The sequence below is a fragment of the Actinoplanes subglobosus genome, from assembly GCF_042650585.1.
Lineage (GTDB): Bacteria > Actinomycetota > Actinomycetes > Mycobacteriales > Micromonosporaceae > Actinoplanes > Actinoplanes subglobosus.
The window spans coordinates 288,711-313,670 of sequence record NZ_JBHSBL010000024.1 but is presented as its reverse complement, the minus strand read 5'-3'; the positions used below and the strand labels follow the sequence as shown (position 1 = coordinate 313,670).

Below are 24,960 nucleotides of genomic sequence, written 5' to 3'. Positions count from 1 at the left end.
TCGCTCGCCGAGGGAGGAAACGATGTTCGACGAGATGTTCCCGATCCTGACGACGACGGACCTGGCACGGTCCCTGCGTTTCTGGCGTGATCTGCTCGGCGGTGAGGTGACCTACCGGTTCCCGCCCGAGGGCGACCCGGTCTACGTGGCCCTCGACCTGGGCCGGTCCCACCTCGGAATCGGCCAGCAGGACGAGCCGGGGACGCTCGTCAACGACCGGATCACCCTGTGGGTCTACGCCGCCGACTGCGACGCGGGCGTCGCACGGCTGCGGGCCGGTGGGGCCGAGGTGCTGCGGGAACCCGAGGACCAGCCGTGGGGCGAGCGGATGGCGACGGTCGCCGACCCCGACGGCAACCGGGTGATCATCGCGGCACGGGACAGTCCACGTACGCGAAGCGGCGGGAGTGCGGAGCCCAGCTGTTGGTCAGCCTAGGCGTCGGGCAAGGGCTCGTAGTCGAACCAGTCGAAGCGGACCGTGCCGGCTGTGGTGAACATGCCGATCACCCGGCCGGTGAAGCCGCCCGCCACCTCCGTCGACAGGTAGCGGCCGTCCAGCTGGGCCAGGGTCAGGAAGTCGCCGTCGGCCGACTCGATGCCCAGGTGCAGCTCGTCCGGGCCCTGACTCGGGTACCAGTTGGTGGTGGCGGCGATGATGTCGGCGCGCAGACGGACCGGGCCGGCGGGGATCGGGCGGGTGGTGACGGTGTGCCGGATCGAGCCGATGCGGGCGGTGACACGGACCAGGCCGTCACCGGCCTCCAGGGCGTAGTGGTGACATTCGTCGAGGCGGATCGCCAGGCCTCCTCTGCCGTCGGTGGTGTCGGCGAGTGTCCGTACCCGGCAGGAGAGGTCCTGCTGGCGACGGCCGACGAAGGTGATGCCGGGCTGGTCGAGGGAGGGACCGCGGGCGTGCAGGGTGAGCCACCCGGGGCGGTCGGTGGTGGACCAGCTCGCGGCCGGCCGGGATCGCACCGAGATCCAGCGCGGATGCAGGCCGGGGACGTCGAAGTCGTCGCGGGGCTCGGCGGGCGGCGGGGGCGACAGCGGCCACGGCACGGTCATCGACGGTTCGAGGTCGCCGGGGACCGGCCAGCCGTCCACCCAGGTCACCGGGACCAGGAACGTCTCCCGGCCCAGGACGTGCCAGCCGGGGGTGCCGCCGCCGGGACGGACGCCGAGCAGGACCATCCACCAGGAGTCGTCGGGGCCCTGGACGAGATCGGCGTGGCCGGTGTTCTGGATCGGCCGGTTGGTGCCGCGGTGGGTGAGGACCGGGTTGGCCGGGCACGGCTCGAACGGGCCGTTCGGCGAGGTGGAACGGGCGATCGAGACGGCGTGGCCGCGCTCGGTGCCGCCCTCGGCGATCAGCAGATACCAGTACGCACCGATGCGGTAGAGGTGCGGGGCCTCCGGCGCCTGCGCGCGCGGGCCGCCGGACCACAGCCGGAACGGGCCGTCGAGGGTCTTGCCGGTCGCCGGGTCGAGGCGGATCTGGCCGATCTCGGCGTAGGTGCACCAGCAGTTGCCGTCGGAGTCCCACGCCAGGTCGGGGTCGATGCCGATGCCGGGCACCTCGACCGGGTCCGACCAGGGTCCGGCCGGATCGTCGGCGGTGACGATGAAGGATCCGCCGCCGGGCGCGACGTTCGTGGTGATCAGCCAGAACCGGCCGTCGTGGTGACGCAGCGTCGGCGCGTAGACGCCGCCGGACGACGGGGTGGCGGGCGGCAGGACGAGCTGGCCGGGCCGGTCGAGGGCGTTGCCGATCTGCCGCCAGTGGACCAGGTCACGGCTGTGGAAGACCGGGACGCCCGGAAAGTACTCGAAGCTGGAGCAGGCCAGGTAGTAGTCGTCACCGACGCGGCAGACGCTGGGGTCCGGGTGCATCCCGGCGATCACCGGGTTGGTGAAGGTCATGCGGTCCTCCCCATCGACGAAAAACGATTCAACCATGTCCGGCTCAGTGATGGCCCGTCCATGCCGAACAGAGACGACGGGCGTACGAAGGAGTACGGGCATGTCGTTGACCGGCACCAGGCAGGAGCGGGCGGTTCTGCTCTCCGCTCCGGACATCGGTGATCTGGAGGAGGAGTACGTCCAGGCGGCGCTGCGCTCGGGCTGGGTGGCACCGGCCGGACCCGATCTCGACCTGTTCGAACGGGAGATCGCCCGGCGGGCCGGTGTGCCGCACGCGGTCGCGGTGAACTCGGGCACCGCCGCCCTGCACCTGGCCCTGGAGGGGGTCGGCGCGGGCCCCGGTGACGTCGTGGTCGTGCCGACGCTGACGTTCGCGGCCACCGCCGGCGCCGTGACGTACACCGGCGCGACACCGGTCTTCGCCGACTGCGATCCGGCGACCGGCAATCTCGACCCCGCCGTGCTGGCGGGCCTGCTGGCCGACCTGGACGCCGAGGGCGCCCGGGTGCGTGCGGTGGTGACCGTCGACCTGTACGGGTCGTGCGCCGACTACGGCCGGATCCTCCCGCTCTGCGAACGGCACGGTGTCCCGGTCGTCGAGGACGCCGCGGAGTCGCTGGGCGCCGCGCACGCGGGCCGGCCGGCCGGATCCTTCGGGCGGGCGGCGGCGTTCTCGTTCAACGGCAACAAGATCATGACCACCTCGGGCGGCGGCATGCTGGTCACCGCGGACACCGGGCTGGCCGACCGGGCACGCTATCTGGCCGGTCAGGCGCGGCTGCCGGCGGAGCACTACGAGCACGCCGAGGTCGGCTACAACTACCGGCTGAGCAACGTGCTCGCGGCGCTGGGCCGGGCCCAGCTGTGCCGGCTGGACGCGATGATCGGGCGCCGCCGGGCGGTGCGCGCCGGATACGCCGAGCTGTTCGGCCCGGTCGACGGGGTGCGGCTGCTGGGCGACGACCCGGCCTCGAACGCCTGGCTGACGGTCGTCGTCGTCGACCCGGAACGGACCGGCTGGCGGGCCCGTGACCTGGCCGCCCACCTGCAGGCCCGGACGATCGAGACCCGGCCGGTCTTCAAGCCGATGCACCGGCAGCCGGTGTTCGCCGGCGCCCGCGCGGTCATCACCGGAGCCGCCGACAACCTGTTCGCCGACGGCCTGGTCCTGCCCAGCGGTTCGGCTCTCGGTGACCGCGACGTCCGCCGGGTCCACGACGCGATAGCGGAGTTCCTGTGAGGAGGAACGCCACCGACGTCGTGCAGCGGGCGATCGACGTCGTCGTCGCGGGCGGGGTGCTGGTCGCCACCGCACCGGTGATGGCCGGGGTCGCCGCGGTCGTCGCCGCCCGCCTGGGACGGCCGGTGCTGTTCCGGCAGGCGCGGCCGGGTCTGCACGGGCGGCCGTTCACGCTGGTCAAGTTCCGCACGATGCGGGACGTGGACGAGTCCCGCGGGCTGGTGACCGACGCCGACCGGCTCACCGGCCTGGGCCGGGCACTGCGGGCTTCGAGCCTCGACGAGCTGCCGACGCTGTGGAACGTGCTGCGCGGCGACATGAGCCTGGTCGGGCCGCGCCCGTTGCTGATGCACTACCTCGACCTCTACACCCCGGAACAGGCACGGCGTCATCTGGTACGGCCGGGAGTCACCGGTCTGGCCCAGGTGAGCGGGCGGAACCTGGTCGGCTGGGAGGATCGCCTGGCACTCGACGTCTGGTACGTCGACCACCGGTCGCTGGCGCTGAACCTGCGGATCTGTGCCCGGACCGTCCTGGTGCTGCTGCGGCGGGCCGGGATCGCCGCACCCGGTTCGGCGACGATGCCGCTGTTCACCGGCTCGGCACGGCTCGACGGTGTGGAGGCCGGGGGTGCCTGAGCCGATCGTCGTCGTCGGGTGCGGGGGCCACGGCCGCGAGATCCTCGGGATCCTCGCGGCGGTCAACGCCGCCGGCGGCGACCCGTGGAAGGTGCTGGGCTTCCTCGACGACGCGCCGGCCGGGCCGAACCTGCGCGCCCTCGACCGGCTCGGCGTGGCCTGGCTGGGTCCCAACGACCTGCTGGGCGAACTGGACGCGTCGTTCGTGATCGGCATCGGTGACCCGCGGATCCGGGCCGCCGTCGCCGCCCGCCTGGACCCGCTGGGCCGGCCGGCGGCCACGCTGGTGCACCCGTCGGCGACCGTGGGCCTGGACAACCACGTGGCCGGCGGGGTCGTGCTGTTCCCCGGGGCCCGGATCACCACGAACGTCACGCTGGGCCGGCACGTGCACCTCAACCAGAACGCGACCGTCGGCCACGACTCGGTGCTGGCCGACTGTGTGCAGGTCAACCCGCTAGCGGCGGTCTCCGGCAACTGCGTGCTCGGGCGGGAGGTGCTGGTCGGCACGAACGCGGCGATCCTGCAGGGCCGGTCGGTCGGTGACGGCTCGACGATCGGCGCGGGCGCCTGCGTGGTCCACGACATCGGACCCGGCCGGATCGTCAAGGGCGTCCCCGCCCGGTGAGGAAAGGCTCGCCCGTTGAAGATCACCTATATCCACCAGTACTTCAAGACGCCGGGCATGTCCGGGGGCACCCGCTCGTACGAGTTCGCCCGCCGGCTGGTCGAACGCGGCCACGAGGTGCACCTGATCACCGGCGACCCGGACGCGGACCGGGCCCGGGTCACCGACGAGGCCGGGATCGTCGTGCACTGGCTCCCGGTGCCCTACAGCAACGCGATGTCGTACCGTCGCCGCCTCTGGTCGTTTCTCGGTTTCGTCGGCCGGTCGGCGCTGGTGGCCGGACGGCTGCGGCACGACCTGGTGTTCGCCACCAGCACACCGCTGACCGTGGCGATCCCCGGCGCCTGGGCGGCGATGCGGCGCCGGGTGCCGATGGTGCTGGAGGTCCGCGACGTGTGGCCGCAGCTGCCGATCGCGCTGGGCGCGCTGCGGTCGCCGGTCAGCCGGTGGGCCGCCGGCCGGCTGGAGGCATGGGCGTACCACCGCTCGGAGCACGTGATCGCACTGTCCCCGGGGATGGCCGACAGCATCCGCCGCCGCTTCCCGGACGTGCCGGTCACCGTCGTGCCGAACAGCTGTGACCGGGCGCTGTTCGCCGGGGCCGCCCGGGCCGGGACGCTGCTGCGGGCGCGGACGCCGTGGCTCGGTGAGCGGCCGCTGGTCCTCTACGCCGGGACGCTGGGCCGTGCCAACGGGGTGGACTACCTGGTGCGGATGGCGGCCCGGCTGGCCGACACCGACCCCGAGGTGCGGGTCGCGATCATCGGCGACGGCGGGTTGCGTGACGCGATCCGTGACCTGGCGGTTCAACTGGGCGTGCTGGACCGGAACCTGTTCCTGCTCGGACCGGTGTCCAAGGAGCGGGTGGTGGCGTTCTTCGGCGCCTGCGACCTGGCGGCGTCGGTCTTCATCGACGTGCCGGAGCTGGGCGACAACTCGCCGAACAAGGTCTTCGACGCGTTCGCCGCGGGACGGCCGGTCGCGGTCAACCACGACGGCTGGATCGCCGACCTGATCACCGGGAGCGGCGCGGGGCTGGTGCTGCCGGCCCACGACACCGGGGCCGCGGCCGCCGCGGTGTCGCGGTTCCTGGACGACCGGGCCGGGTGCCGGGCCGCCGGGGCGGCGGCGGCCGCCCTGGCCCGCGACCGGTTCGACCGTGATCTGCTCTTCGAGGACTTCGAGCGGGTGCTGACCAGCGGGTCACCGCGGAACCGGGAGCGCAGCCGGAGCGGGGCGGACCGCGGCCAGTAGCAGCAGGATCCACATCAGCCGGGCGTCGTAGTAGTCACCGGAGAACAGGCTGGCCGCGCCGACGAAGATGCCGCAGTAGGCGGCGATCCGTGACTCCAGGCTGCGCTCGCGCAACGGCACCGCGGCGTACGCGTGCCACAGGCTCAGCCACGCCACCAGCAACAGCACCAGCCCGACGAAGCCGCCCTCGGCCGCGATCGACAGCGGCAGGTTGTGTACGTAGCGCTCGCCGAAGCCGAGGTCGGTGACGGTGTAGAAGCCGTTCAGGCCGGTGCCGAGGATCGGCCGCTGGAGGAAGATCCGCAGCGCCATCTGGAACAGCACGTCACGCGAGGACGCGTACCCCTGCCCGATGGTGGCCTCGACGAACCGGGACTGGACGTAGCCGGCGATCGACGGCCCGGCCGTGATGACCAGGACCGTGCCGAGCACGGCGACCAGGGCGAGGGGTTTCGCGATCCGCTCGAAGTCGATCCGCGGCCGGATGGCCAGCAGCGCGACGGCGATGGTGATGGCCAGTGCGACGATGCCGCCCCGGGAGCCGGAGGCGATCGCACCGAACATGAACGCCGGGATCGGGACCAGCCAGATCAGCTTCTCGTCGTAGCGCAGGTAGAGGTACAGCGAGGTGATCATGCCGAGGATCATGATGCGGATGAAGACGTTGGGACCGCCGCCGAGCGCCGCCCAACGGCCGTTTGCCTGGTGGCCGCGGCCGGACGCGGCGGCCAGGAAGTAGACCCACGCGGCGGCGTGGAACAGTTTCAGCGTCGTCGCGGTCACCCGGTCGCGGTCCCAGGCGGCCAGGTTGAAGTAGACGACCAGCAGCCCGGCGATGGCCAGCAGGTCGCCGAGCATCGGGCCGGTGATCGAGCCGGGCGGCACCCAGAGCACCGACAGCGCCTGATAGCCGAGCAGCGCCAGGATGCCGAGCAGGGCGTGGCTGCCCTCGGCCGGGCGCGAGCCGACGTGGTGCGCCTCCAGGACCAGGGACAGGATCAGGACCAGGAAGAGGGGTACGCGTACGTCGTTCACGATCGGGACGTCCAGGCCGACGCGTTCCAGGGTGAAGCGGCCGGACAGCGTCACGAAGAAGGCGATCATGACGACGAGTCCCGGCCTGGCCGCGGGCGCGGTGGTCATCGGCGGGGCTGCCGGACGGCGTAGGCGGCGAGCCCGACCGCGTCCAGCCCGAGCGCCAGCGCCGCCACGGTGAGCCCCAGCACCGCCGCGTGCGGTGGGGTCAGGAAGGCCAGCCCGACGCCGGTCGCCACGACCTCCAGGGCCAGGCAGGCCAGCAGCAGCCGGCTCATGAACCTGGCGTCGAGCAGCGTCTCCATCGTCGGGCGGGCGGCGTAGAACATCGCGAGCGGGACCGCGGCGACCACGCCGAGACGCAGCACCATGACGGCGTCGCCGAACTCCGGGCCGAGGAAGCCGCGGACCAGTGCCGGGGCGAACACATAGATCACGCCGGTGGGCACGGCGGCCAGCAGCGCGGCCAGCAGGGGCAGGACGGTCAGCAGCTGCCGGACGCCGCTGTCCTCGCCGGCCCGGTGGAACAGGCGGCTCAGCCGGGGCATCAGCACCGGGGTGAGCATGGCGAACACCGAACAGATCAGGGTGACCGCCGAGGTGGTGAACCCGACGTAACCGGCCTCGGCGCCGCCGGGCATCGCCACCGCCACCGCGAGGGTGGGAAAGGTGTAGAGCGCGGGCAGGGCGAGTTCTCCGGGCATGCGGCGCACGCCGTACGCGATGAGGGTCCGGACGTCGGGCTCTCGCTCCTGATCGCCGGTCGTGGCCGGGAGACGCCGGACGACGAGTGTGCCCCATACCCCCACCAGTGCCGTCCCGAGGCCCTGGATGATCAGGAAGTCGTCGATCCGTGTCGCGGCGACGAACGCGAACAGCGGCGTCACCCCGAAGCCCAGCCCGAGGATCAGGTTGGCGTCCAGGACCTGGTGGTTGCCGCGCAACGCGGCGAGGGCGAGGGTGCACAGGCAGTTGCCACCCAGCATGATCATCACGGCGGTGACCGCGGATCCGCCGGGCAGCCCGAGCAGCGCGGCCAGTTCGTCCGCGGCGGCGACCCCGGCCAGCCCGACGGCGGTGACCACGGCGGCCTCGATGGTGAAGGCGTTGCGGGCCAGCCGCCGGGTGGTGTGCTCGGTGCGCGGCAGGTAGCGGTGCAGGCCCAGCCCGAGGCCGAGGAGCAGGGCCGGCTGCAGCGTGCTCACCGTGCTGCGGGCGATCTGGTAGTAGGTGAAGCCGCTGACGCTGGCCCGCCGGGCGACCAGGTGGAACAGGACCAGCCCGACGCCGAGGACGAACCACTGGACGAGCAGGGTGGTGGCATAGTCGCGCCGCACCGCGGCGGGCACGTTCCGCAGCAGTGACCGGAGGCCGGGGCGTTCACCGGCGGGCATGCCTCACGCCGCCTGCATCTTCCAGTCGCCCCAGTCGGTGCGCGGCGGTTTGGGGCCGGCCAGGTAGGTGTCGTAGTTCGGCACCGCGTCCGGTCCCTTGTGGGTGACCATGTTGAGCACGCAGCCGAGCAGTGTGGCGTTGACCGCGTGCAGCGTCCGGACGGCCGCGGTGACCTGTGCCGACGTGGTCCGGCGGGCCCGTACGACGAGCAGCGTGCCGTCGGCGCGGGCGGCGACCACCGCCGCGTCGGTGACCGGCAGCAGTGGCGGGCAGTCGAAGATCACCACGTCGAACCGGCGGCGGACCTCGTCCACCAGCTCGGTCATCCGGGCGGAGCTGAGCAGTTCGCTCGGGTTCGGCGGGGTGCGGCCGCTGGCCAGCAGCCACAGCCCGGCGCCCCACGGCTGCAGCACCTGCTCCAGGCGTGCGGTGCCGTCCAGGACGGTGCTCAGGCCGGCGGCGTCCTCCCGGCCGAGGAAGGCGGCCAGCCGCGGATGGCGCAGCTCGGCGTCGACGACCAGGACCCGCTGCCCCGCCTCGGCGAAGAGCAGGGCCAGCCCGCAGGCGGTGGCCGACCGGCCCTCGCCGGGGACCGCGCTGGTCACCGCCAGGGTCTTCACCGAGTTCGCGGCGGCGGCGCACTGGACCTGGGTACGGATCTCGCGCAGCGCCTCGGTGCGGGCCGACGCGCTCGGCGACACGAACGGCCCGCCCGGATCCATCGGCACCCGGGCCAGCACCGGCGCCGACGAGAGCACCTGCAGCGCCTCGGCGGTGCGCACGGTCTGGTCGGCGACCTCCCGGCCCACCGAGCCGACCGCGCCCAGCACCAGCCCGGCGACCGCGGCCAGGGCGAAGTTGTTCAGCGCGTTCGGATAGACCGGGTCCTCGTCCAGGGCCGGGCCGGAGACGACGGTGACCTTGACCGTCGACGGTTCGGCGGGCGTCGGGCGCTCCAGTTCCTCGACGGCGGTCTCGAAACGCTGGGTGACCCGGGTGAGCAGCAGCATTGCCCGGTTGGGGTCCCGGTCCTCCACGCTCACCTCCATCATCACGGTGTCGGCGACGGTCTCCGCGGAGATCGCCTCGCGAACCTCCTCCAGGTCCAGGTCGATGCCGGGCGTGCCGGCCAGCGGGGTGGCGACCTCGTCGCTGGTCAGCAACTTGGCGTAGGTGGACAGCCGGCTGGTGTTGAACATGCTGGCGGGATAGAGGTCGGAGGCCCCGGCGATCGGCGTGGAGAAGAAGAACGTGACGCGGGCGGCGTAGACCGGTGTCGAGTACACGTTCACGATCAGGGCCACGATCAGGGCGAGTCCCACCGAGGCGGCCAGCAACCACCGGTGCCGTACGGCGACTCGGAGGTATTCCCGCAGGCCCACCCCGACCCTCCATTCCGCGGCTAACCGCCACGATATGGCGGCATATAGTGCGGATGACCCAAATCGGAAAAGTCAAGGTACGCTGCCGAACATGAGGGGCGCTCGCCTGCTGCCGCTACTCGTGGACGGCGCCGCGTGGGTCGCCGGCCTGCTCGCGGCCGTCCTGGCCCGGTTCGACTTCACGCCCGACCGCAGCCATCTGGCCGGCACCCTCGCCACCATCGCACTGGCCCTGTTCCTGCAGGCCACCATCGGTCACGCCCGCCAGCTGTACCGGGGCCGGTACCGCTTCGCCTGCTTCGACGAGGTGCACGCCGTCGCCACCACCACCACGGCCGTCGCACTCATCCTGACCACCGCCAGCCTGCTGCTGTCGCGCCCGATGGTGCCGGTGGGCGTACCGGCCGTCGGCGGCGCGATCACCCTGGTCCTGATGATGGGCCTGCGCTACGTTCGCCGCGTCCAGCTGGGCCGCCGCCTGCGGCCGGACCACCGCACCGCCGCACCGGCGGTGCTGTTCGGCGCCGGCACCGCCGCGGCCGCGCTCCTCGAGTCGATGCTGCACGACCCGAAGGGCCGCTACCTGCCGGCCTGCCTGATCGACGACGACCCGGACAAGCGCCGGCTGCGCATCCACGGCGTCCCGGTGGTCGGCGGCCGCGACGACATCGCCCGGGCGCTCGCCGACGCCCGCGCGGACGTGCTGATCCTGGCGGTCTCCAACGCCGACGCGGCACTGGTCCGGGAGATCCGCGACCGGACGCTGGCGGCCGGTGCCGCGTTCAAGGTGGTCCCGTCGGTCAGCGAGCTGATGGACAACCCGCTGGCCGTGGGCGACATCCGCGAGGTGCAGGTCACCGACCTGCTCGGCCGGCACCAGATCGACACCGACCTGAGCGCGATCGGCGGCTACCTGACCGGCAAACGGGTCCTGGTCACCGGCGCCGGCGGGTCGATCGGATCGGAGCTGTGCCGGCAGATCCACCACTTCCGGCCGGCCGAGCTGATGATGCTGGACCGGGACGAGACGTCGCTGCTCGCCGTCCAGCTGTCGATCGACCCGCTGGCCCGCCTCGACGACCCGTCGGTGATCCTGGCCGACGTCCGCGACGCCACCCGGATCCGGGAGATCTTCCGGGCCCGGCGGCCGCAGGTGGTCTTCCACGCGGCCGCGCTCAAGCACCTGGCCCTGCTCCAGCGCTATCCGGCCGAGGCGGTGAAGACCAACGTGCTCGGTACGCTGAACGTGCTGGAGGCGGCCGGATCGGTCGAGCGGTTCGTCAACATCTCCACCGACAAGGCGGCCGATCCGTCGAGCGTGCTCGGCTACTCCAAGCGCATCACCGAACGCCTCACCGCGTGGACCGCCCGCAACAGCCGGGGCACGTTCCTGAGCGTCCGGTTCGGCAACGTCCTGGGCAGCCGCGGATCGGTGTTCACCACGTTCAGCACGCAGATCGCCCAGGGCGGCCCGGTCACCGTGACCCATCCGGACGTGACCCGCTACTTCATGACCACCCAGGAGGCGGTGCACCTGGTGATCCAGGCCGCCGCGATCGGCACCGACGGCCAGGCCCTGGTCCTGGAGATGGGCGAACCGGTGCGGATCGCCGAGGTGGCCCGGCAGATGGTGGCACTGTCCGGCCGGTCGGTCCCGATCGAGTACACCGGGCTGCGCCAGGGCGAGAAGCTGACCGAGACGCTGTTCGGCGCGGGCGAGTCCGACGAGCGGCCGCTGCACCCGCTGATCTCCCACGTCGGAGTGCCCCCCATCGATCCGGCCCACCTGCTGCACCTGCCCTCCGGAGCCGACGCCCCGGTCCTGATCGCGAGCCTGGCCGAGACGTGCGTGCTGCCGGCACCGTTCGAGGCCCGGAGCCCCGTGCTCCCGCCCGCGCTGCCCTGAACCCGACGCCTCCCTGCACCCGACACCTCCCTGAACCCGACAAACACGAAGAATCCCATTCTCCAGCGCGAAAGGGTCTCGCACTGCTGCAATCGGGGCATGGGACCCCGGGGTGACGAGGACCGGCCCGAGCCGAGGCCGGCGCGGGCCGGAGCACACGCGGCGTTGCGGGCATGGCGGGACAGTCTGATCGATCTCGGCGACAACAATCGCCTGATCAACTTCTCCGGCAGCAACGCCGACCTCGTGGAGATCACCTCCCCCGAGGCCGACCAGGTGGTCACCACGCTGACCCGGGGTACCCGGTGCACCCTGACCGGGCCCGGCGGCGGCGAGGACGACGCCGGCACGTTCCGGACCGACCTGGCCGAACGCGCCCTCGGCCCGCTGCTGCGCCGGATGATGCGCCGGGCCCAACAGGAATACCTGGACCGCGGTGTCGCCGTACTGCACCTGGCCCTCGGACTGCTGCACTGGCGGCTGGCCACCGACGACGAGGACCCGGACAGCGAGGCCGTCACCTACGCCAGCCCGCTGCTGCTGCTCCCGGCCGACCTCGTCGCCGGCGAGCAGGGCCAGGCCCCCGTGCTGCGGCTGCGCGACGCCGAACCGGTGCTCAACCCGGCCCTGGTCCTGCGGCTGCGGCAGGCCGGCATCACCGTGCCCGACCTGGAACCGGGTGCCGAACTCCACGTGTCCCGGTTCCTGGCCGACTTCACCGACGCCGTCGCCCGCCGGCACGGATGGCACATCGAACGGTCCGTCATCCTGACCTGCCTCACCTTCCACAAGGAGGCGATCTACCGGGACCTGCAGGAGAACGAGGAGCGCATCCTCGCCCACCCGGTGGTCCGCGCGCTGGCCACCACCGACCACCGGCGGCAGACCGAACAGTTCCGGTTCACCCCGATCCGGCCGGAGGAGGTCGACCGGCTCGCGCCGCCCGAGGACGTGCCGCTGGTACTGGACGCCGACTCGTCGCAGCGGGCCTGCGTGGCAGCCGCGCTGGCCGGGCAGAGCTTCGTGATGGACGGGCCGCCCGGCACCGGCAAGTCGCAGACCGTCGCCAACATGATCGGGGCGCTGCTGCACGCCGGCAAACGGGTCCTGTTCGTCTCCGAGAAGGTCGCCGCACTCGACGTGGTGCGCAGCCGTCTGGCCGAGGCCGGGCTCGATCGCTACCTGCTCGAACTGCACGGGCCGAAGGCCGGCCGCCGCGAGGTCGCGACCCTGCTGGCCGCGGCCGTCGACGAGACGCCGGAGACACCAGGCGAGGGGCCCGCGATCGACCGGGGCGCGCTGCGGGAACGCCGGGAACGGCTGACCGCGTTCGCGTACGCGATGAACGAGATCCGCCAGCCGTTCGGCGCCAGCCTCCACGAGGTCATCGGCCGCAGCGCCGCGCTCGCCGGGGTCCCGGCCGCCCCGGCGCCCGCGATCTCCCCCGGCTCGCTCACACCCGAGGTGATGCACCGCATCCGCGAGGCCACCGAACAGCTGTCCCGCTCGTGGCGGGCGATGTCCGGCGGCGACGGCCTGCTCTGGCGGGACGTGACCACCCGCGAACCGCTCGACCCGGCGCTGAGCCGCGCCGAGAAGAGCCTGGCCGCACTGGCCCGCACGGCCCGGACCGCCGACCCGGCGGCCAAGGCGTTCAGGCTGGGCCGGCCGTCCGACGCGGCCACCCTGGCCCGGCTCGCCGAGCACGCCGGGGCCCGGCCGGAGCGGGTCACCGACGCCTGGCTGACCGCCGCCGACCTCGACCCGATCCGCAAGGCAGCCGACCGGCGCGGCGACGCGCTCGCCGCCGCCGCCCAGGCCGCCGACGCGGTCAGGCAGCGCGCCGGGGTGGTGTGGACAGCGCTGCCCTCCCCCGTCGACCTGCCGGCCGTCCCGTCGCTGGACGGGCTGTCCGCGCCGGTCGACCTCGGTGCGCTGACCGCCGCCGACGCCGACGACCTGGCCCTGTCGTTCACCCGCGCCGCCGAGCAGCTGGAGAAGCACCGGCGGGCCGTCGACCGGGTCACCGCCCGGCTCGGGCTGCCGCCGGCGAACACCACCCGGGACATCGCGCGCGTCGCCACCGTCGTCGAGCTGGGCTCCCGCACCCACAAGCCGGAACGGTTCTGGTTCGGGCCGGGGGCGCTGGCCGCCGTGCAGAACGGCGCGAGCGCGCTGCGGCGGGCCCTGGAAGCCCTGGTCGGAGCCGAGATCCAGGCCCGGCCCTACTTCTCCGAGGCGATCCTGGCGCAACCGGTCGAGGAACTGGCCGAACGGTTCGCGCACGTGCACCGGGGATTCGGGAGGCTGCGGGCGGCGTACCGGCGGGACCGGCGGCAGGTCGCCGGTTTCGTGCTGCCGACCGCGCACCTCGGCGACGCGATCGCCCGCATCGGCACCGCCGTCGCGTGGAAGCGGGCACTGCAGGAGCTGGCCGCCGCCGAGCACTCCTACTCGACCGTCCTCGGGCGGTACTGGCAGGGCCGGGGCACCGATTTCGCCGCCCTCGACGACGCGATCGCGGTGGCCACCGCGGCCCTGGCCGCGACGCCACCCACCGGGATCGAGGCGGTGCTCGGCTACCTCTGCTCGCCGACCCCCGACCCGGTGCCGGTGCAGGTGGTCACCGACGCACGGGACGCGCTGCTGCGCTGGCAGGCGACCCTGCGGCCGGCACCCCACCCGGCCGCCCGGCCCGAACTCGTGAACGGGCCGATCGACGACGCGGTGGCGTGGCTGAAGGAGCACAGCGCGGCCCTGCACGCCGCGGCCGAGACGGTCCGGGCCTACGACGGCGCGACCGGGCGCACCCTGGACTACGCCGAGACGCACCGGCTGGCCGAACTGCGGGCCGCGGCGCAACTGGCGGAGACGGCGGTCGGTGGGCGTACCGAGGAGATGCCCGAAGCCGATCCCGCCGCGCTCGCCGCGACCATCGCCTGGGCCGCGACCGCCCGCGAGTTCGCCGGCGGGCCGCTCACCGACGCGCAGGTCGCGGCCCTGCGCGACCTGCGGCCGATCGCCGGGCTGGCCGAGCGGGCCCGCGAGTGGGCCGACGCGAGCCAGGCGGTGCTCGCCGGATTCGGCCCCGGACGGCAGGCCGACCTGCGGGACCGGTTCGGCGACTACCGGCGGGCCGCCACCTGGCTGCGCGACATCCGCGACGACAGCAGCGGCCAGGAGGAGTGGTTCGCCTGCCTCGACGCCCGCGACCTGCTCGCCTTCCACGGCCTGGACGCGGCCGTCGAGTTCTGCGCCGACCAGAGCCTGGACGGCACCGAGGTCCCCGCCGTCCTGGAACGGGCGCTGCTGCACGGCTGGATCGACGCGGTGATCCGGGCCGACAGCCGGCTGCGGCCCTGGCGGTCCGGCGACCGCGACCGGCTGGTCGCCGAGTTCCGGCAGGCCGACGAGAAACTCGCGATCCTCGCCGCCCGCGACATCATCACCGCGGTCGAGGGCCGCCGGCCGCCCGCCGACGGGACCGCCGCGAGCCTGCTGCGACGCGAGGCGATGAAGGCCGACCGGCAGCTCCCGGTACGCGACCTGATCGCCCGCGCCCGGGAGGCGGTGCTCGCCCTGCGCCCGTGCGTGCTGGCGTCCCCGCTGACGGTCAGCCAGTCGCTGCCGCCGGACATCGGCTTCGACGCCGTCATCTTCGACGAGGCCTCGCAGATCACCCCGGCCGAGGCGATCAACTGCATCTACCGCGGCAAGTCCCTGATCACCGCCGGTGACGACCGCCAGCTGCCACCGACGTCCTTCTTCGACCGGTCGTTCAGCACCGAGGGCCAGGACAGCGAGGTGCTCGACTACCAGTCGGTGCTGGAACTCGCCAAGGCCTGCGGCGCGTTCCCCGGCATGAGCCTGACCTGGCACTACCGCAGCCGGCACCAGGCGCTGGTGGCGTTCGCCAACGACGCGTTCTACCAGGGCCGGCTGAGCACCTTCCCGGCGCCGACGATCGGCGGCCCGGACACCGGAGTCGAGCTGTTCCCGGTCGCGGGCGTCTACCGCCGGGCCAGCGGCCGCGACAACCCGGTCGAGGCGGAACGGGTCGCCGAGCGGATCGTGCACCACTTCGCCACCCGCCCGCAGCACACGCTCGGTGTCGTGACGTTCTCGGTGGCGCAGGCCGAGGCGATCGAGCGGGCCCTGGAACGGATCGCGTCCGGGCACCCGGCGCTGGAGCGGGCGGTCAACGACGACCGGCTCTACGGCTTCTTCGTGAAGAGCCTGGAGTCGGTGCAGGGCGACGAACGCGACGTGATGATCTTCTCGATCGGCTACGGCTACGACGAGGCCGGCAAGATCAGCGCCAACTTCGGCGCCCTGAACCGCCCCAACGGCTGGCGCCGCCTGAACGTCGCGATCACCCGCGCCCGGCACCGGGTGGAGATCGTGACCTCGATCCTGTCCCGGGACGTGCCCGAGTCGGAGAACGAGGGCATCCGGCAGCTCGCCGCCTACCTGGACTACGTGGAACGCGACGCGGCCGGCGGCGCCGCGGACGCGACCGGCCCAGCCGACGGGACCGGCGAGTTCGTGACCGCGGTGCTGCAGACCGTCCGGTCGGCCGGCTATCCGGCGCGGACCGGCCTCGGCACGGCCGGCGGGCGGGTCGACATCGCGATCCGGCACCCGGACGACCCGGCCGGCGACTATCTGCTCGGGGTGCGCTGCGACGGCCCCGGATACCGGGACTGCCCGGCCGCCCGTGACCGGGACCGCCTCAACGACCAGGTCCTCATCGATCTCGGCTGGCGGCTGCACCGGGTGTGGGCGCTGGCCTGGTACCGCGACCCGGCCGGTGAGGAGACCCGGCTGCTCGCGGCACTGGAACGCGCGGCGGCGGCACGCAAGGCCCGGACCGGCGCGGTCGAGGGCCCGGTGGCGGACCGCGCGCCGACCGCCCGGCCGTGGCTGCTGCGCGGCGAGCCCGCTCGCAAGTAGCAGCCGTTCATGTGACGGCGGAACCACGGTCACCGGCGGTTCGCCTGCGGCGGCCACGGTGGGGTCATGACCGTCACCACCGGGCCGGCGCTGCTCGACCGCCGCCTGCGGCACTTCGGTGTCAGCCTCGGACACCTCACCGAAGGATCCGCCGAGGCCTGGATCCGCACCCTGGGACTGCCCGCCGCCGCACAGGCGTGCACCCATCGGGCCCAGTTCCCGTTCCCGCACGTCGCCGTCAGCGTCGCCCTGCCGACGGGCGTCTCCCGCCCGGTGGAGATGGCCGGCTCGGCGTTCCTGGAGGCCGCCGCGGCAGCCAGCGCGGCCCACGCCTCCGGCCGTTCCGGCCGGGCGATCCACTATCGCGGCTGGTCGGCGATCTCCGGCCGGGTCACCGTCGGCGACGTCCTCGCCACCACCGAGGTGGTACGGGTGATCGCGCGCAACACCCACGCGGCCCCCGGCGACACGCTCGCCGCCGGCCGGGGCCTGACCCCGCACTGGATGGACGGCGAGCTGACGATCCTGGCCGAGCCCGGCCCCGACGGCACCCTGATCCCGCTGCCCGGTTTCGCCCGCTGACCCCCGGGACGTCCACGACCGTCCACATCGCCCACTCCGGCGATACCATGCGGCATGCCTCCCCTCAGCGTGCGGGCCGGCGTGGCGCTCAACGCCGCCTTCTACGGGCAGATCAGTGTCACGCTGCCGTTGACGGTTGCGGCCAGCGGCGCGACGAAGGGCCAGATCGCGGTGTTCTTCGCGGTCAGCGCAGTGGTCGCCGCCGGGCTCAACCTGATCGGCGGGCCGGCCCTGCGGCGCTGGGGTTCGCCCTGGTGGGCGGCGTCCCTCTGCGGCTTCGTCGCCGCCGCCGGCACCCTCACCGTGCTGGTGGCCGCGCCGTCACCGGTGATGTATCCGGCCGGCGCGGCGATGATGACGATGACGCTGCTGTTCCCGCACTACATCGCGATCGTCGGCGGAGCGCGGCCGGACGCCCCGGCTCGCCTGGTCGGCCGGATGCGCCGGATCTTCGTGCTCGGGTTCATGGCCGGGCTCGCGCTGGCGTCGGCCGGCAGCGCGATCGAGAGCTTCCCGCCGCTGTGGATCGCCGTGGTGATCGCGTCGCTGTGCGGGGTGATCCCGTGGTTCGAGACGTCGCTGACGGCCGGGCCACCATCACCGGTCCGGGACGTCCCGGCGCCCGTGGTCCAGGCCCGGGTCACGGTGCTGACCTGCGTCGTCGCGGTGCTGCTGCTGCGGGGCGCGGACAGCGTACGCCTCGTCTATCTGCCGCTCTTCGTCGTGCAGCAGGGCCTGTCCGGCACGTTCGTGGCGCTGCTCTTCCTGGCCTCGGTCGCCGCCGAGGTGCCCATGCTGGGCCCGATCAGCGTGCTGGCCGACCGCATCGGCAGCCGCCGGACGATCGTACTGGTCGCGGGTGTGGGTCTGATGTCCTTCGCCCTGGTCGCCGCCGGCGGCGGAGCGGCGGTGCTGGTCGCCTCGCAGCTGCTCTACGCGGTGTTCGCCGCCGGGTTCCAGAGTGTCGGCATGGTGCTGCTCAGCGAAGTGCTGGCCGGCGGGCTCGGAGCCGGCGCCGACGTCTACACCGGCATGGTGCAGGTCGGCGCGGTGTTCGGGGTGGTCGCGCCGCTGCTGGTGCCGGGCTACACCGCACAGATCTTCGTCCTCGGCGCCGGGTTCTGCCTGGGGTCGATGCTGCTGCTCACCCTTCCGGCGGTGCGGCGACGCACTCCCGGTCCGTCGCCGTCCGGCCATGAGGGACGGAACGTCACGTAGGGTGGCCGCCGTGACCATGCGGCGCCCGACTCGTGCCGGAGTCGCCTGCCTCACGCTGTTCGCCCTGGTCGCGTGCGGTCCGGAGATGACCGTGGGCACGCCGCGCCCGGTCCCGCCCCGGAGTTTCTACCCGCACGACGTGATCCGCCCGTCGGCGCCGCCGGAGCAGATGCGGGACCGGCTGCTCGCCTACTACCGGCAGTGGAAGGCGGCGTTCGTCCGCCCCGGATGCGGCGCCGGCACTCTCCGCGTCCACTCCCCCGACGCCGCCTATCCGTCGATCGCCGAGGCACAGGGGTACGGCCTGGTGATCGCCGCCTCGATGGCGCGCCTCGACCCGCTGGCCCGGGAGTTGTTCGACGGTGTCCTCGGGTTCGTCCTGGAGCACCCGTCTCGCCTCGACGGCGACCTGATGGCGGCCGAGCTCGACGACCGCTGCACCGAACAGGCCGGTGGCGACTCGGCCACCGACGGCGACATGGACATCGCGTACGCCCTCCTGCTCGCCGACCGCATCTGGGGCAGCACCGGCCGCTATGACTACCGTGAGCTGGCGCTGCGGCGGATCCGGGCGATCGGGCGCAGCAATGTGAACGCGGACAGCGGCCTGATGCTGCTCGGCGACTGGAGTGCCACCGGCACCCGCCTGCACGGCACGTCGCGCACCTCCGACTGGAACCCGCAGTACTTCCGGGCGTTCCAGGCGGCCACCGGTGACCCGGCCTGGGCCGGGATCGGTCAGGCGCACCGGGCGGCGGTCGACCGGCTGCAGCGCGAGCACAGCCCGCGGACCGGGCTGCTGCCGGACTTCGTGCGGGGCGCCGGCGATCGGGTGGAACCGGTCACCGGCCAGGTCCTGGAGACCCCGCACGACGGTGACTACGGATACAACGCCTGCCGTACGCCGTGGCGGCTCGGCATCGACGCGCTGCTCTCCGGTGACACCGTGTCGACCACCGCCGCCCGCCGGATGACCCGCTGGTTCCGGACCACGACCGGCGACGATCCGGGCCGGGTCGGCTCCGGATACACGCTGGACGGAACGGCGTACCGGACGGGCGCCGACAACGCCTTCTGGGCGCCGCTGGCGGTCAGCGCGATGGCCGACCCGTCGGCGCAGCCGTGGCTCGACGCCCTCTGGCGCCGGATGGCCACGTCGTCGGTCGACCCGGCCCACTACTTCGGCGACACGCTGCAGCTCCAGGTCATGATCGTCGTGTCGGGCAACTATCCCTTGCCTTGACCGCGGCGCTCCCGGCGCGCGTCGACCGTGGTCACCACCCGCTCGGCGACCTCCTGCCGCTCCCGGCGCAGCAGGAAGACCGACAGAACCATGCTGACCGCGAAGGCGATCAGGACCCGGATCATCAGGTCGAGCCCGAGCGGCGCGACGGTGAGCACCCCGAAGACGAGCAGGAAGTACATGAGCCGAAGCCCGAGAAGGCGCAGAACGGGAAGCATCCGCCCAGCGTACGGGGCCCTCGTTCACGACCGCGACCACGGCCTCGGCCTGGCGCCGCCGGAGCGTTGCGGGAGGGAGCGTGGTGTGGCCCGGTTATGGTGCCGGGATGTTCGGGGGCTGGCACGGATGGTTCGGGACGATCAGTGGGGTCGTGGGTGTCACGGTGCTGCTTTCTCCGGTGGCCGGGCTCGTGGTGTGGGGGCTGGCACGGCGGCGACGGGATGCCGGGGTGCGATGGGCGTGGCGGCGGTCGCTGGCCGAGGTGGGGATCGTCTACGGGACGGTGCCCTGGATCTGGATGATCCTGCTGCCGGGGGCGGACGGCGCCGGGCGGGTCAGCCTGGTACCGCTACGGGATCTGTTCACGGTCCTCGCCGCCGGGCCGCTCACCGTCACCGTGCAGGTCGTCGGGAACCTGCTGGTCTTCGCGGCACTCGGCTTCTTCGGGCCGGTGCGGTTCGCGGCGCTGGCGTCGGTGCCCCGGGTTCTCGCGGTCGCGGCGGCCGGGTCGGCGCTGGTGGAGTGCGCACAGTACGTGCTCGCGCTGGACCGGGTGTCGTCGGTGGACGACGTGCTGCTCAACGCGGCCGGTGCGGGGCTGGCCGCGCTGGCGTCACGGCCCTGGTGGCGGGTCCAGAGCCCGGCGGCGGTGTCGTAACGGGCTGACAGCCCGGCGGCCGGTGTCGTAACGGGCTCACAGGCCGGCGGCGGTGTCGTAACGGCCGCGCAGGTCGGTCATCTCCGTCTCGCTGAGCGCCTCGGTGAGGGCCAGCTCGGCGTACCTCGCCGGGAACATCTGCTGCAGCCGGTCCACGAACCGGATGTCGGCGGTGGCCTCGACGACCTGGATGCCGGCCGGGTCGGTGGACAGGTCGAGGATCAGCGGGCCCGCGAGTTTGACCGCCACGTCCCACGGGACCAGCGGCTCCGCGACACCGCACATGTGGAATCCGTAGACGGTGCGCACGTCGGCGAACACGGCGGCCTCGGCCGGTTCGTAGCCGTAGACGCGGACGCCGCAGACGATCTCCGACCGGCCTGCCGCCGCGGTGTGGCCGGCGTGCTGGTGGGTGGCCGGGTCGGCCTGTTCGAGCGTGCTGCGCATCCGGGTCATGATCTGGCCTCGGACGTCCTGCGGGTCGCCGTCGTCGTTGAGGACGATCACGCCGGCCGACACCGTGAGCAGGACCAGGGCGGCCCAGACGTAGCGGTGCATCTGTTCTCACCTCGTTGCGGGGGGAGTGCCCCGGCCCGGGACGGCCCCGGGCCGGGGACCGTCGATCAGGCGAAGGTCACGTCGCTGCACCACATGTAGGCCTGGTCCTGGTGCGAGGCCTGCCAGATGACGAACAGGATGTGCTGCCCGGTGTAGCCCGAGGTGTTGACGCTGAACGAGATGTTCTGCGCCGGCGCGTACCTTCCGGTCTGGGTGATGAAGTCGAGGTTGCCCCAGCCGAGGCTCTGGGTGGCCGGGTTGAACCCCTGTTTGCTGACGTAGACACGGAAGTAGTCGGCGCCGTGGCTTGCCTGGTCGTAGAGCTGGACGGTGAAGTTGCGGCTCAGCGTGCCGGTGGTCTTCCACGCGCCGACCCGGTTCAGGCTGTCGTTACGGGTCAGGCCGTTGCTGCACAGCTGACCGTCCGGCGTCCTGGCCTGGAACTGGCCACCGAGCCCGTCCCGGAGGGCGCTCATCCAGTTCCACATGGTGTCGGGGTTGGCCTGGAACGCCTGCCAGCACATCGGGTCCTGCGTCTGCATGGCCGGGTTGGTGTGCTGACTTCCCCACGTCTTCCAGCACTGGTAGGCGCGGGACATCGGGTTGATGATGGTGCCGTGGGCCTGGGCCGACCCGGTCAGCGGCAGCATGCCGACCATCAGGGTGAGCACGACGAGAACTGCCTGGACGGGCCGGCGGGACCGGCGGGACACGTGTGGGGGCACGGTTCGTCCTCCATTTCTTTCGGCTTCCCGGGGAACGGGAGAGCGCTGTCAACGGGGATTTGGGAGCGCTCCCGCACAGCATTGCATCGATGTTTCCGAAATATCAACCGATGTCTATCGATCTGGCACGCCGGCGATGCCGATCGGGTGCCTTTCCGGTGTCGCCCGGAGGGCCGGCGGGGTGCCCGCCTCTTGCGTCGTGGCGGGGCGCGGTGGGCGTAGATCCGACCGGTCCTGATTATCGGGAGGTACCGCGGAGGACGACGCCGATCACATCGGCCGCGGGCAGGAAACCCATCGTCCGGGAGTCGGCGCTCTGCGCCGCGTTGTCGCCCAGCACCACCAGATGACCGGAAGGGACCATCGCGTCAGGCACCGGGATCCCGGCCGGCACCGCGTCGCCCGGCAGGGCCGCGGCCCGTTTCACCATCAACGGCGGGTCGGTCGGCGGCGCGCCGGGCGGTGCCGCGACGACGATCACCGCCCCGCGCCGCACCCCGGCGAGCGTCACGCGGCGAACCAGCAGACGGTCGCCGGGGCGGTGGGTCGGCTCCATGCTGACGCCCTCGACGGTGACGATCAGCAACCGCCGGCGCAGCACGACACCAGCGCATCCCAGCAGGCCGGCGACCACGAGGAGAGCGATCATGGGGTGGCCGCGTACCCGTCGGCCTGCATCCGGAACAACCGTGCGTAACCGCCGTCGGCGGCCATCAGCTCGTCGTGACCACCCCGCTCCCGGACGGCGCCGTCGGCGAGGACGACGATCTCGTCGGCGTCGCGGAGGGTGCCGAGCCGGTGCGAGATCAGCACGCTGGTCCGGTCCCGCCGGTGCCGCCGCAGCCCGCGGTGCAGCTCGTACTCCGCCTCCGGGTCGAGCCCCGCCGTCGGTTCGTCAAGGATCAGCAGGTCACGCCGGTCCCGCAGGAACGCCCGGGCCAGCGCCACCCGCTGCCACTGCCCGCCGGACAGCAGCACGCCGGTCTCCTCGTTCTCCCGGTCGGCGTCGTCGTACCAGGCGTTGGTCAGCATCGTGTCGTAACCGCCCGGCAGTGCCGCGAGCGCCTCGTGGATGCCGGACCGGCCGGCGGCCGCCTCGATCCGGGCCCGGTCGTCCATCGCGGACAGGTCGCCGACCCCGATGTTCTCGGCGGCGGAGAACTCGTAGGCCATGAAGTCCTGGAACACCACGCCGATCCGGTCGCGGACCTCGGCCGGATCCAGATCGCGCAGGTCCCGCCCGTCCCAGGTGACGCTGCCCCTCGTCGGGTCGTAGAACCGGCACAGCAGCTTGACCAGGGTGCTCTTGCCGGCGCCGTTGAGGCCGACGAGCGCCACGGTCCGCCCGTGCGGGATGGTCAGGTTGACGCCCTGGAGCACCCACGGCTTGTCCGGGCCGTACCGGAACCAGACGTCACGCAACTCGATGCCCCGCTGGAGCGGGCCGGCCGGCAGCGGGTTCGCGGGCACCGGCAGGTCGGGCGCGGCGTCGACGAGTGTCCGATAGTGATCGAAGAGCAGGGCGTTCTCGTGCATCGAGGCGAACCTGTCGACCAGACCGCTGCCCGCCGCCTGCACGCCACCGACCGCGGCGACCAGCAGCGAGATGTCACCGATCGACAGCCGGCCGGTCGCAGCCTGCCGGATCGCCCAGATCAGCCCGGCGCCGGCGATGACCGCGGTGAGGGCCGCGAGCAGCCCTCGCACCCACAGTTCGCGGCCGTCCTGACGGGCCTGCTCGGTGTTGCCGGCGGCCATCTCCCGCAGCATCCGGCCGCGGAACAGGCCGCCCAGCCCCAGCATCCGCAGTTCCTTGGCCGCGGACAGGCTGGTCAGCAGCTCGGCGTAGTGCGCCTCGCGCCGGGCACGGCCACTGACCTGCCACATCATCCGGGCGTTGCGGCGGTTCAGCCACATCTGCGCGGCCAGCGCCGGGCCGGCCGCCGCCAGCGCGAACAGCGCCAGCCACGGGTTCAGCGCGAACAGCACACCCACGAAACCGGACAGCAGGATCGCCGACTCGAACGCCCCGAGGGTGTCGTCGATCAGCTGACCCGGCCCGGACCGGCCGGACTGCTGGGCCATCCGCAGCCGGTCCCGGAACTCCGGGTTCTCCATCACGCCGATCCCGACGATGCGGCTCATCGCCTGGTAGAGCCGGTCCATCGCCCGGACGCCGACGGCCCGCAGCATCCGGCTGTAAAGGAAACCACGGACGGCCGGGACCACACCGAGGATCAACCCCAGGCAGGCGAGCAGCACGGCGGGCGCGATCAGCGCGGCGACCGCCCGGCCCGCGGCCAACCCATCGATGACGGTACGCAACAGAGCCGCCGCCACCACCGGGCCGACCCCGGCCGCGACCGTGACCAGCACATATCCGGCGAGCACCCCGGGGGCCGCGCCGGCACCGATCCGGACGGCCGCCCACAGGTGCCCCGGGATCCGGCGGACCGGAACCGCCGTCGAGCCGGTCACGCCGGAACGAACTCGGGCAGGTCCGGGAAGGCGTTGCCGCCCGCCACGACCACGCCCTGAGCGTCGACCAGGCACAGCGCCGGGAAACTGGTCACCGCGAACACGGTGGCCAGCGGGCCCCGCTCGCGCTCGACGACCACGTCGACGTGCGGTGCCAGGCGGGCCACGTACGGCCCGGAGTCGTCGGCGTCGGTGACCACCACCGCGACCGCGGCCACACCGGTGCGCTCCTGATAGGCGATGAACTCGGGGATCCGGTCGTCGCAGGCGCCGCAGCCGATCGAGAAGAAGCCGAGGAGCTGGGCGCCGCCGGGCCGCACACTCGACGCGGTACCGCCGTCGACGGTCGGCGCGGTCACCGCCGGGACCGAGGTGCCCGCCGGGAGGGTGGCCTCCTGGATGACGGCGCTGCGGTCGGCGAGCTTGGCGTCGTGCACCCGGAGCTTGCGGATCACCCCGAAGGTGAGCAGGAGGTTGAGCGCGGTGGCGGCGATGGCCACGGTGACGGCGGCGGTCAGGTAGAACATGTGTTTCCTTTCGGGGCCGGGACGGTGCGGGGTCCCACCGGACCCCGCACCGTTCACCGCACGAGCAGCGTCTCAGCAGGTGGTGAGGGTGTTCTGCCAGCCCCCGCAGGTGGCGGAACAGTTGCAGCTGTCGACGCACCAGCGCCGCTGCTGCAGGTGACCGACACAGCGGTACTGGTAGTAGCCCTCACCGGGCCGGCACGGGCAGGCACCGGCGCGCTCCTGCGGCAGGAACGTAGCCAGCATGCGGTCGGCGATCACGCCCAGCTTCTGTCGCATGTGTAACTCCCTCGTTCACGTTCCCGAGATGATCTCGGCGGGCCGAGAGTACCCACAGTGGATCACCTCGCGCTGTCCCGTCCATCGACGAACATGACCCTCCGGGGCCGGGTACGGTGGAC

General features: G+C 72.9%; 22 protein-coding genes. 11 read left to right on the top strand and 11 right to left on the bottom strand.

The annotated features are described in order from the left end of the window. The first annotated feature begins 22 nt into the window (after window positions 1-22). Window positions 23-436, top strand: a complete 414-nt coding sequence (locus tag ACFO0C_RS35545; protein ID WP_378071161.1) for a VOC family protein — start codon at window positions 23-25, stop codon at window positions 434-436. Here ACFO0C_RS35545 and ACFO0C_RS35540 read toward each other — a convergent pair. Continuing rightward, a complete protein-coding gene (locus ACFO0C_RS35540) occupies window positions 433-1,920 on the bottom strand; it encodes a glycoside hydrolase family 43 protein (protein WP_378071160.1) in 1,488 nt (495 codons plus the stop codon). The two genes, ACFO0C_RS35545 and ACFO0C_RS35540, sit on opposite strands and share 4 nt — an antisense overlap. A 100-nt stretch (window positions 1,921-2,020) precedes the next feature. Here ACFO0C_RS35540 and ACFO0C_RS35535 point away from each other — a divergent pair, with 100 nt between their 5' ends. Genes ACFO0C_RS35535 through ACFO0C_RS35520 form a run of 4 tightly spaced genes read left to right on the top strand, consistent with a single transcriptional unit; the run spans window position 2,021 to window position 5,680 of the window. Further along, window positions 2,021-3,160, top strand: coding sequence for a DegT/DnrJ/EryC1/StrS family aminotransferase (locus ACFO0C_RS35535; protein WP_378071159.1), 1,140 nt, complete (start codon window positions 2,021-2,023; stop codon window positions 3,158-3,160). After that, window positions 3,157-3,798 (top strand): sugar transferase, encoded by a 642-nt coding sequence (locus ACFO0C_RS35530; protein WP_378071158.1) that lies wholly within the window; start codon window positions 3,157-3,159, stop codon window positions 3,796-3,798. The genes ACFO0C_RS35535 and ACFO0C_RS35530 overlap by 4 nt, the downstream gene beginning before the upstream one ends. Further along, window positions 3,791-4,426 carry an acetyltransferase gene (locus tag ACFO0C_RS35525; RefSeq protein ID WP_378071157.1) on the top strand — a complete coding sequence of 212 codons (636 nt, stop codon included), beginning with the start codon at window positions 3,791-3,793 and terminating at the stop codon, window positions 4,424-4,426. The genes ACFO0C_RS35530 and ACFO0C_RS35525 overlap by 8 nt, the downstream gene beginning before the upstream one ends. 15 nt (window positions 4,427-4,441) lie before the next feature. Beyond that, the gene (locus ACFO0C_RS35520; protein ID WP_378071156.1) at window positions 4,442-5,680 is read left to right on the top strand and encodes a glycosyltransferase family 4 protein; all 1,239 of its coding nucleotides are present in this window, start codon (window positions 4,442-4,444) and stop codon (window positions 5,678-5,680) included. On the opposite strand, the gene ACFO0C_RS35515 is transcribed toward ACFO0C_RS35520, so the two are convergent. From ACFO0C_RS35515 to ACFO0C_RS35505, 3 genes are read right to left on the bottom strand one after another with little or no spacing between them, the layout of a single operon-like run. Then, on the bottom strand, window positions 5,630-6,823 hold the full coding sequence (locus ACFO0C_RS35515) for an O-antigen ligase family protein (protein WP_378071155.1): 1,194 nt from the start codon (window positions 6,821-6,823) through the stop codon (window positions 5,630-5,632). The genes ACFO0C_RS35520 and ACFO0C_RS35515 overlap by 51 nt on opposite strands. Next, window positions 6,820-8,109, bottom strand: coding sequence for a lipopolysaccharide biosynthesis protein (locus ACFO0C_RS35510; RefSeq protein ID WP_378071154.1), 1,290 nt, complete (start codon window positions 8,107-8,109; stop codon window positions 6,820-6,822). The genes ACFO0C_RS35515 and ACFO0C_RS35510 overlap by 4 nt, the downstream gene beginning before the upstream one ends. Window positions 8,110-8,112: 3 nt before the next feature. After that, the gene (locus ACFO0C_RS35505) at window positions 8,113-9,492 is read right to left on the bottom strand and encodes a polysaccharide biosynthesis tyrosine autokinase (protein ID WP_378071153.1); all 1,380 of its coding nucleotides are present in this window, start codon (window positions 9,490-9,492) and stop codon (window positions 8,113-8,115) included. A 91-nt stretch (window positions 9,493-9,583) separates the two neighbouring features. Between ACFO0C_RS35505 and ACFO0C_RS35500 the strand changes: the two genes are divergently transcribed. From ACFO0C_RS35500 to ACFO0C_RS35480, 5 genes are all read left to right on the top strand, one after another. Then, window positions 9,584-11,398, top strand: coding sequence for a polysaccharide biosynthesis protein (locus ACFO0C_RS35500; protein ID WP_378071152.1), 1,815 nt, complete (start codon window positions 9,584-9,586; stop codon window positions 11,396-11,398). A gap of 99 nt (window positions 11,399-11,497) precedes the next feature. Beyond that, window positions 11,498-16,351 (top strand): DUF4011 domain-containing protein, encoded by a 4,854-nt coding sequence (locus ACFO0C_RS35495; protein ID WP_378071151.1) that lies wholly within the window; start codon window positions 11,498-11,500, stop codon window positions 16,349-16,351. A 66-nt stretch (window positions 16,352-16,417) separates the two neighbouring features. Further along, window positions 16,418-16,933, top strand: coding sequence for a hypothetical protein (locus ACFO0C_RS35490; protein ID WP_378071150.1), 516 nt, complete (start codon window positions 16,418-16,420; stop codon window positions 16,931-16,933). Between the two features lie 54 nt (window positions 16,934-16,987). Next, window positions 16,988-18,151: an MFS transporter gene (locus ACFO0C_RS35485; RefSeq protein ID WP_378071149.1), complete on the top strand. Its 1,164-nt coding sequence runs from the start codon at window positions 16,988-16,990 to the stop codon at window positions 18,149-18,151. 16 nt (window positions 18,152-18,167) lie between these two features. Then, the gene (locus ACFO0C_RS35480; protein WP_378071512.1) at window positions 18,168-19,394 is read left to right on the top strand and encodes a glycosyl hydrolase family 8; all 1,227 of its coding nucleotides are present in this window, start codon (window positions 18,168-18,170) and stop codon (window positions 19,392-19,394) included. Here ACFO0C_RS35480 and ACFO0C_RS35475 read toward each other — a convergent pair. After that, on the bottom strand, window positions 19,379-19,612 hold the full coding sequence (locus tag ACFO0C_RS35475) for a DUF4229 domain-containing protein (protein WP_378071148.1): 234 nt from the start codon (window positions 19,610-19,612) through the stop codon (window positions 19,379-19,381). The two genes, ACFO0C_RS35480 and ACFO0C_RS35475, sit on opposite strands and share 16 nt — an antisense overlap. A 107-nt stretch (window positions 19,613-19,719) precedes the next feature. Between ACFO0C_RS35475 and ACFO0C_RS35470 the strand changes: the two genes are divergently transcribed. Then, complete coding sequence (locus ACFO0C_RS35470) at window positions 19,720-20,271, top strand: VanZ family protein (protein WP_378071147.1); 552 nt, start codon at window positions 19,720-19,722, stop codon at window positions 20,269-20,271. 36 nt (window positions 20,272-20,307) lie between these two features. Here ACFO0C_RS35470 and ACFO0C_RS35465 read toward each other — a convergent pair whose 3' ends face one another. From ACFO0C_RS35465 to ACFO0C_RS35440, 6 genes are all read right to left on the bottom strand, one after another. Further along, entirely contained in the window at window positions 20,308-20,829 is a 522-nt protein-coding gene (locus ACFO0C_RS35465; protein ID WP_378071146.1) for a hypothetical protein, read from the bottom strand. 65 nt (window positions 20,830-20,894) lie between these two features. After that, window positions 20,895-21,554 carry a lytic polysaccharide monooxygenase auxiliary activity family 9 protein gene (locus ACFO0C_RS35460; RefSeq protein WP_378071145.1) on the bottom strand — a complete coding sequence of 220 codons (660 nt, stop codon included), beginning with the start codon at window positions 21,552-21,554 and terminating at the stop codon, window positions 20,895-20,897. A gap of 238 nt (window positions 21,555-21,792) precedes the next feature. Continuing rightward, complete coding sequence (locus tag ACFO0C_RS35455) at window positions 21,793-22,203, bottom strand: S26 family signal peptidase (RefSeq protein WP_378071144.1); 411 nt, start codon at window positions 22,201-22,203, stop codon at window positions 21,793-21,795. Continuing rightward, entirely contained in the window at window positions 22,200-24,032 is a 1,833-nt protein-coding gene (locus ACFO0C_RS35450) for an ABC transporter ATP-binding protein (RefSeq protein WP_378071143.1), read from the bottom strand. Before ACFO0C_RS35450 ends, ACFO0C_RS35455 begins: the two co-directional genes overlap by 4 nt. Then, complete coding sequence (locus ACFO0C_RS35445; protein WP_378071142.1) at window positions 24,029-24,559, bottom strand: hypothetical protein; 531 nt, start codon at window positions 24,557-24,559, stop codon at window positions 24,029-24,031. Before ACFO0C_RS35445 ends, ACFO0C_RS35450 begins: the two co-directional genes overlap by 4 nt. A 72-nt stretch (window positions 24,560-24,631) precedes the next feature. Beyond that, window positions 24,632-24,838, bottom strand: coding sequence for a hypothetical protein (locus ACFO0C_RS35440; protein ID WP_378071141.1), 207 nt, complete (start codon window positions 24,836-24,838; stop codon window positions 24,632-24,634). Window positions 24,839-24,960 lie beyond the last annotated feature (122 nt).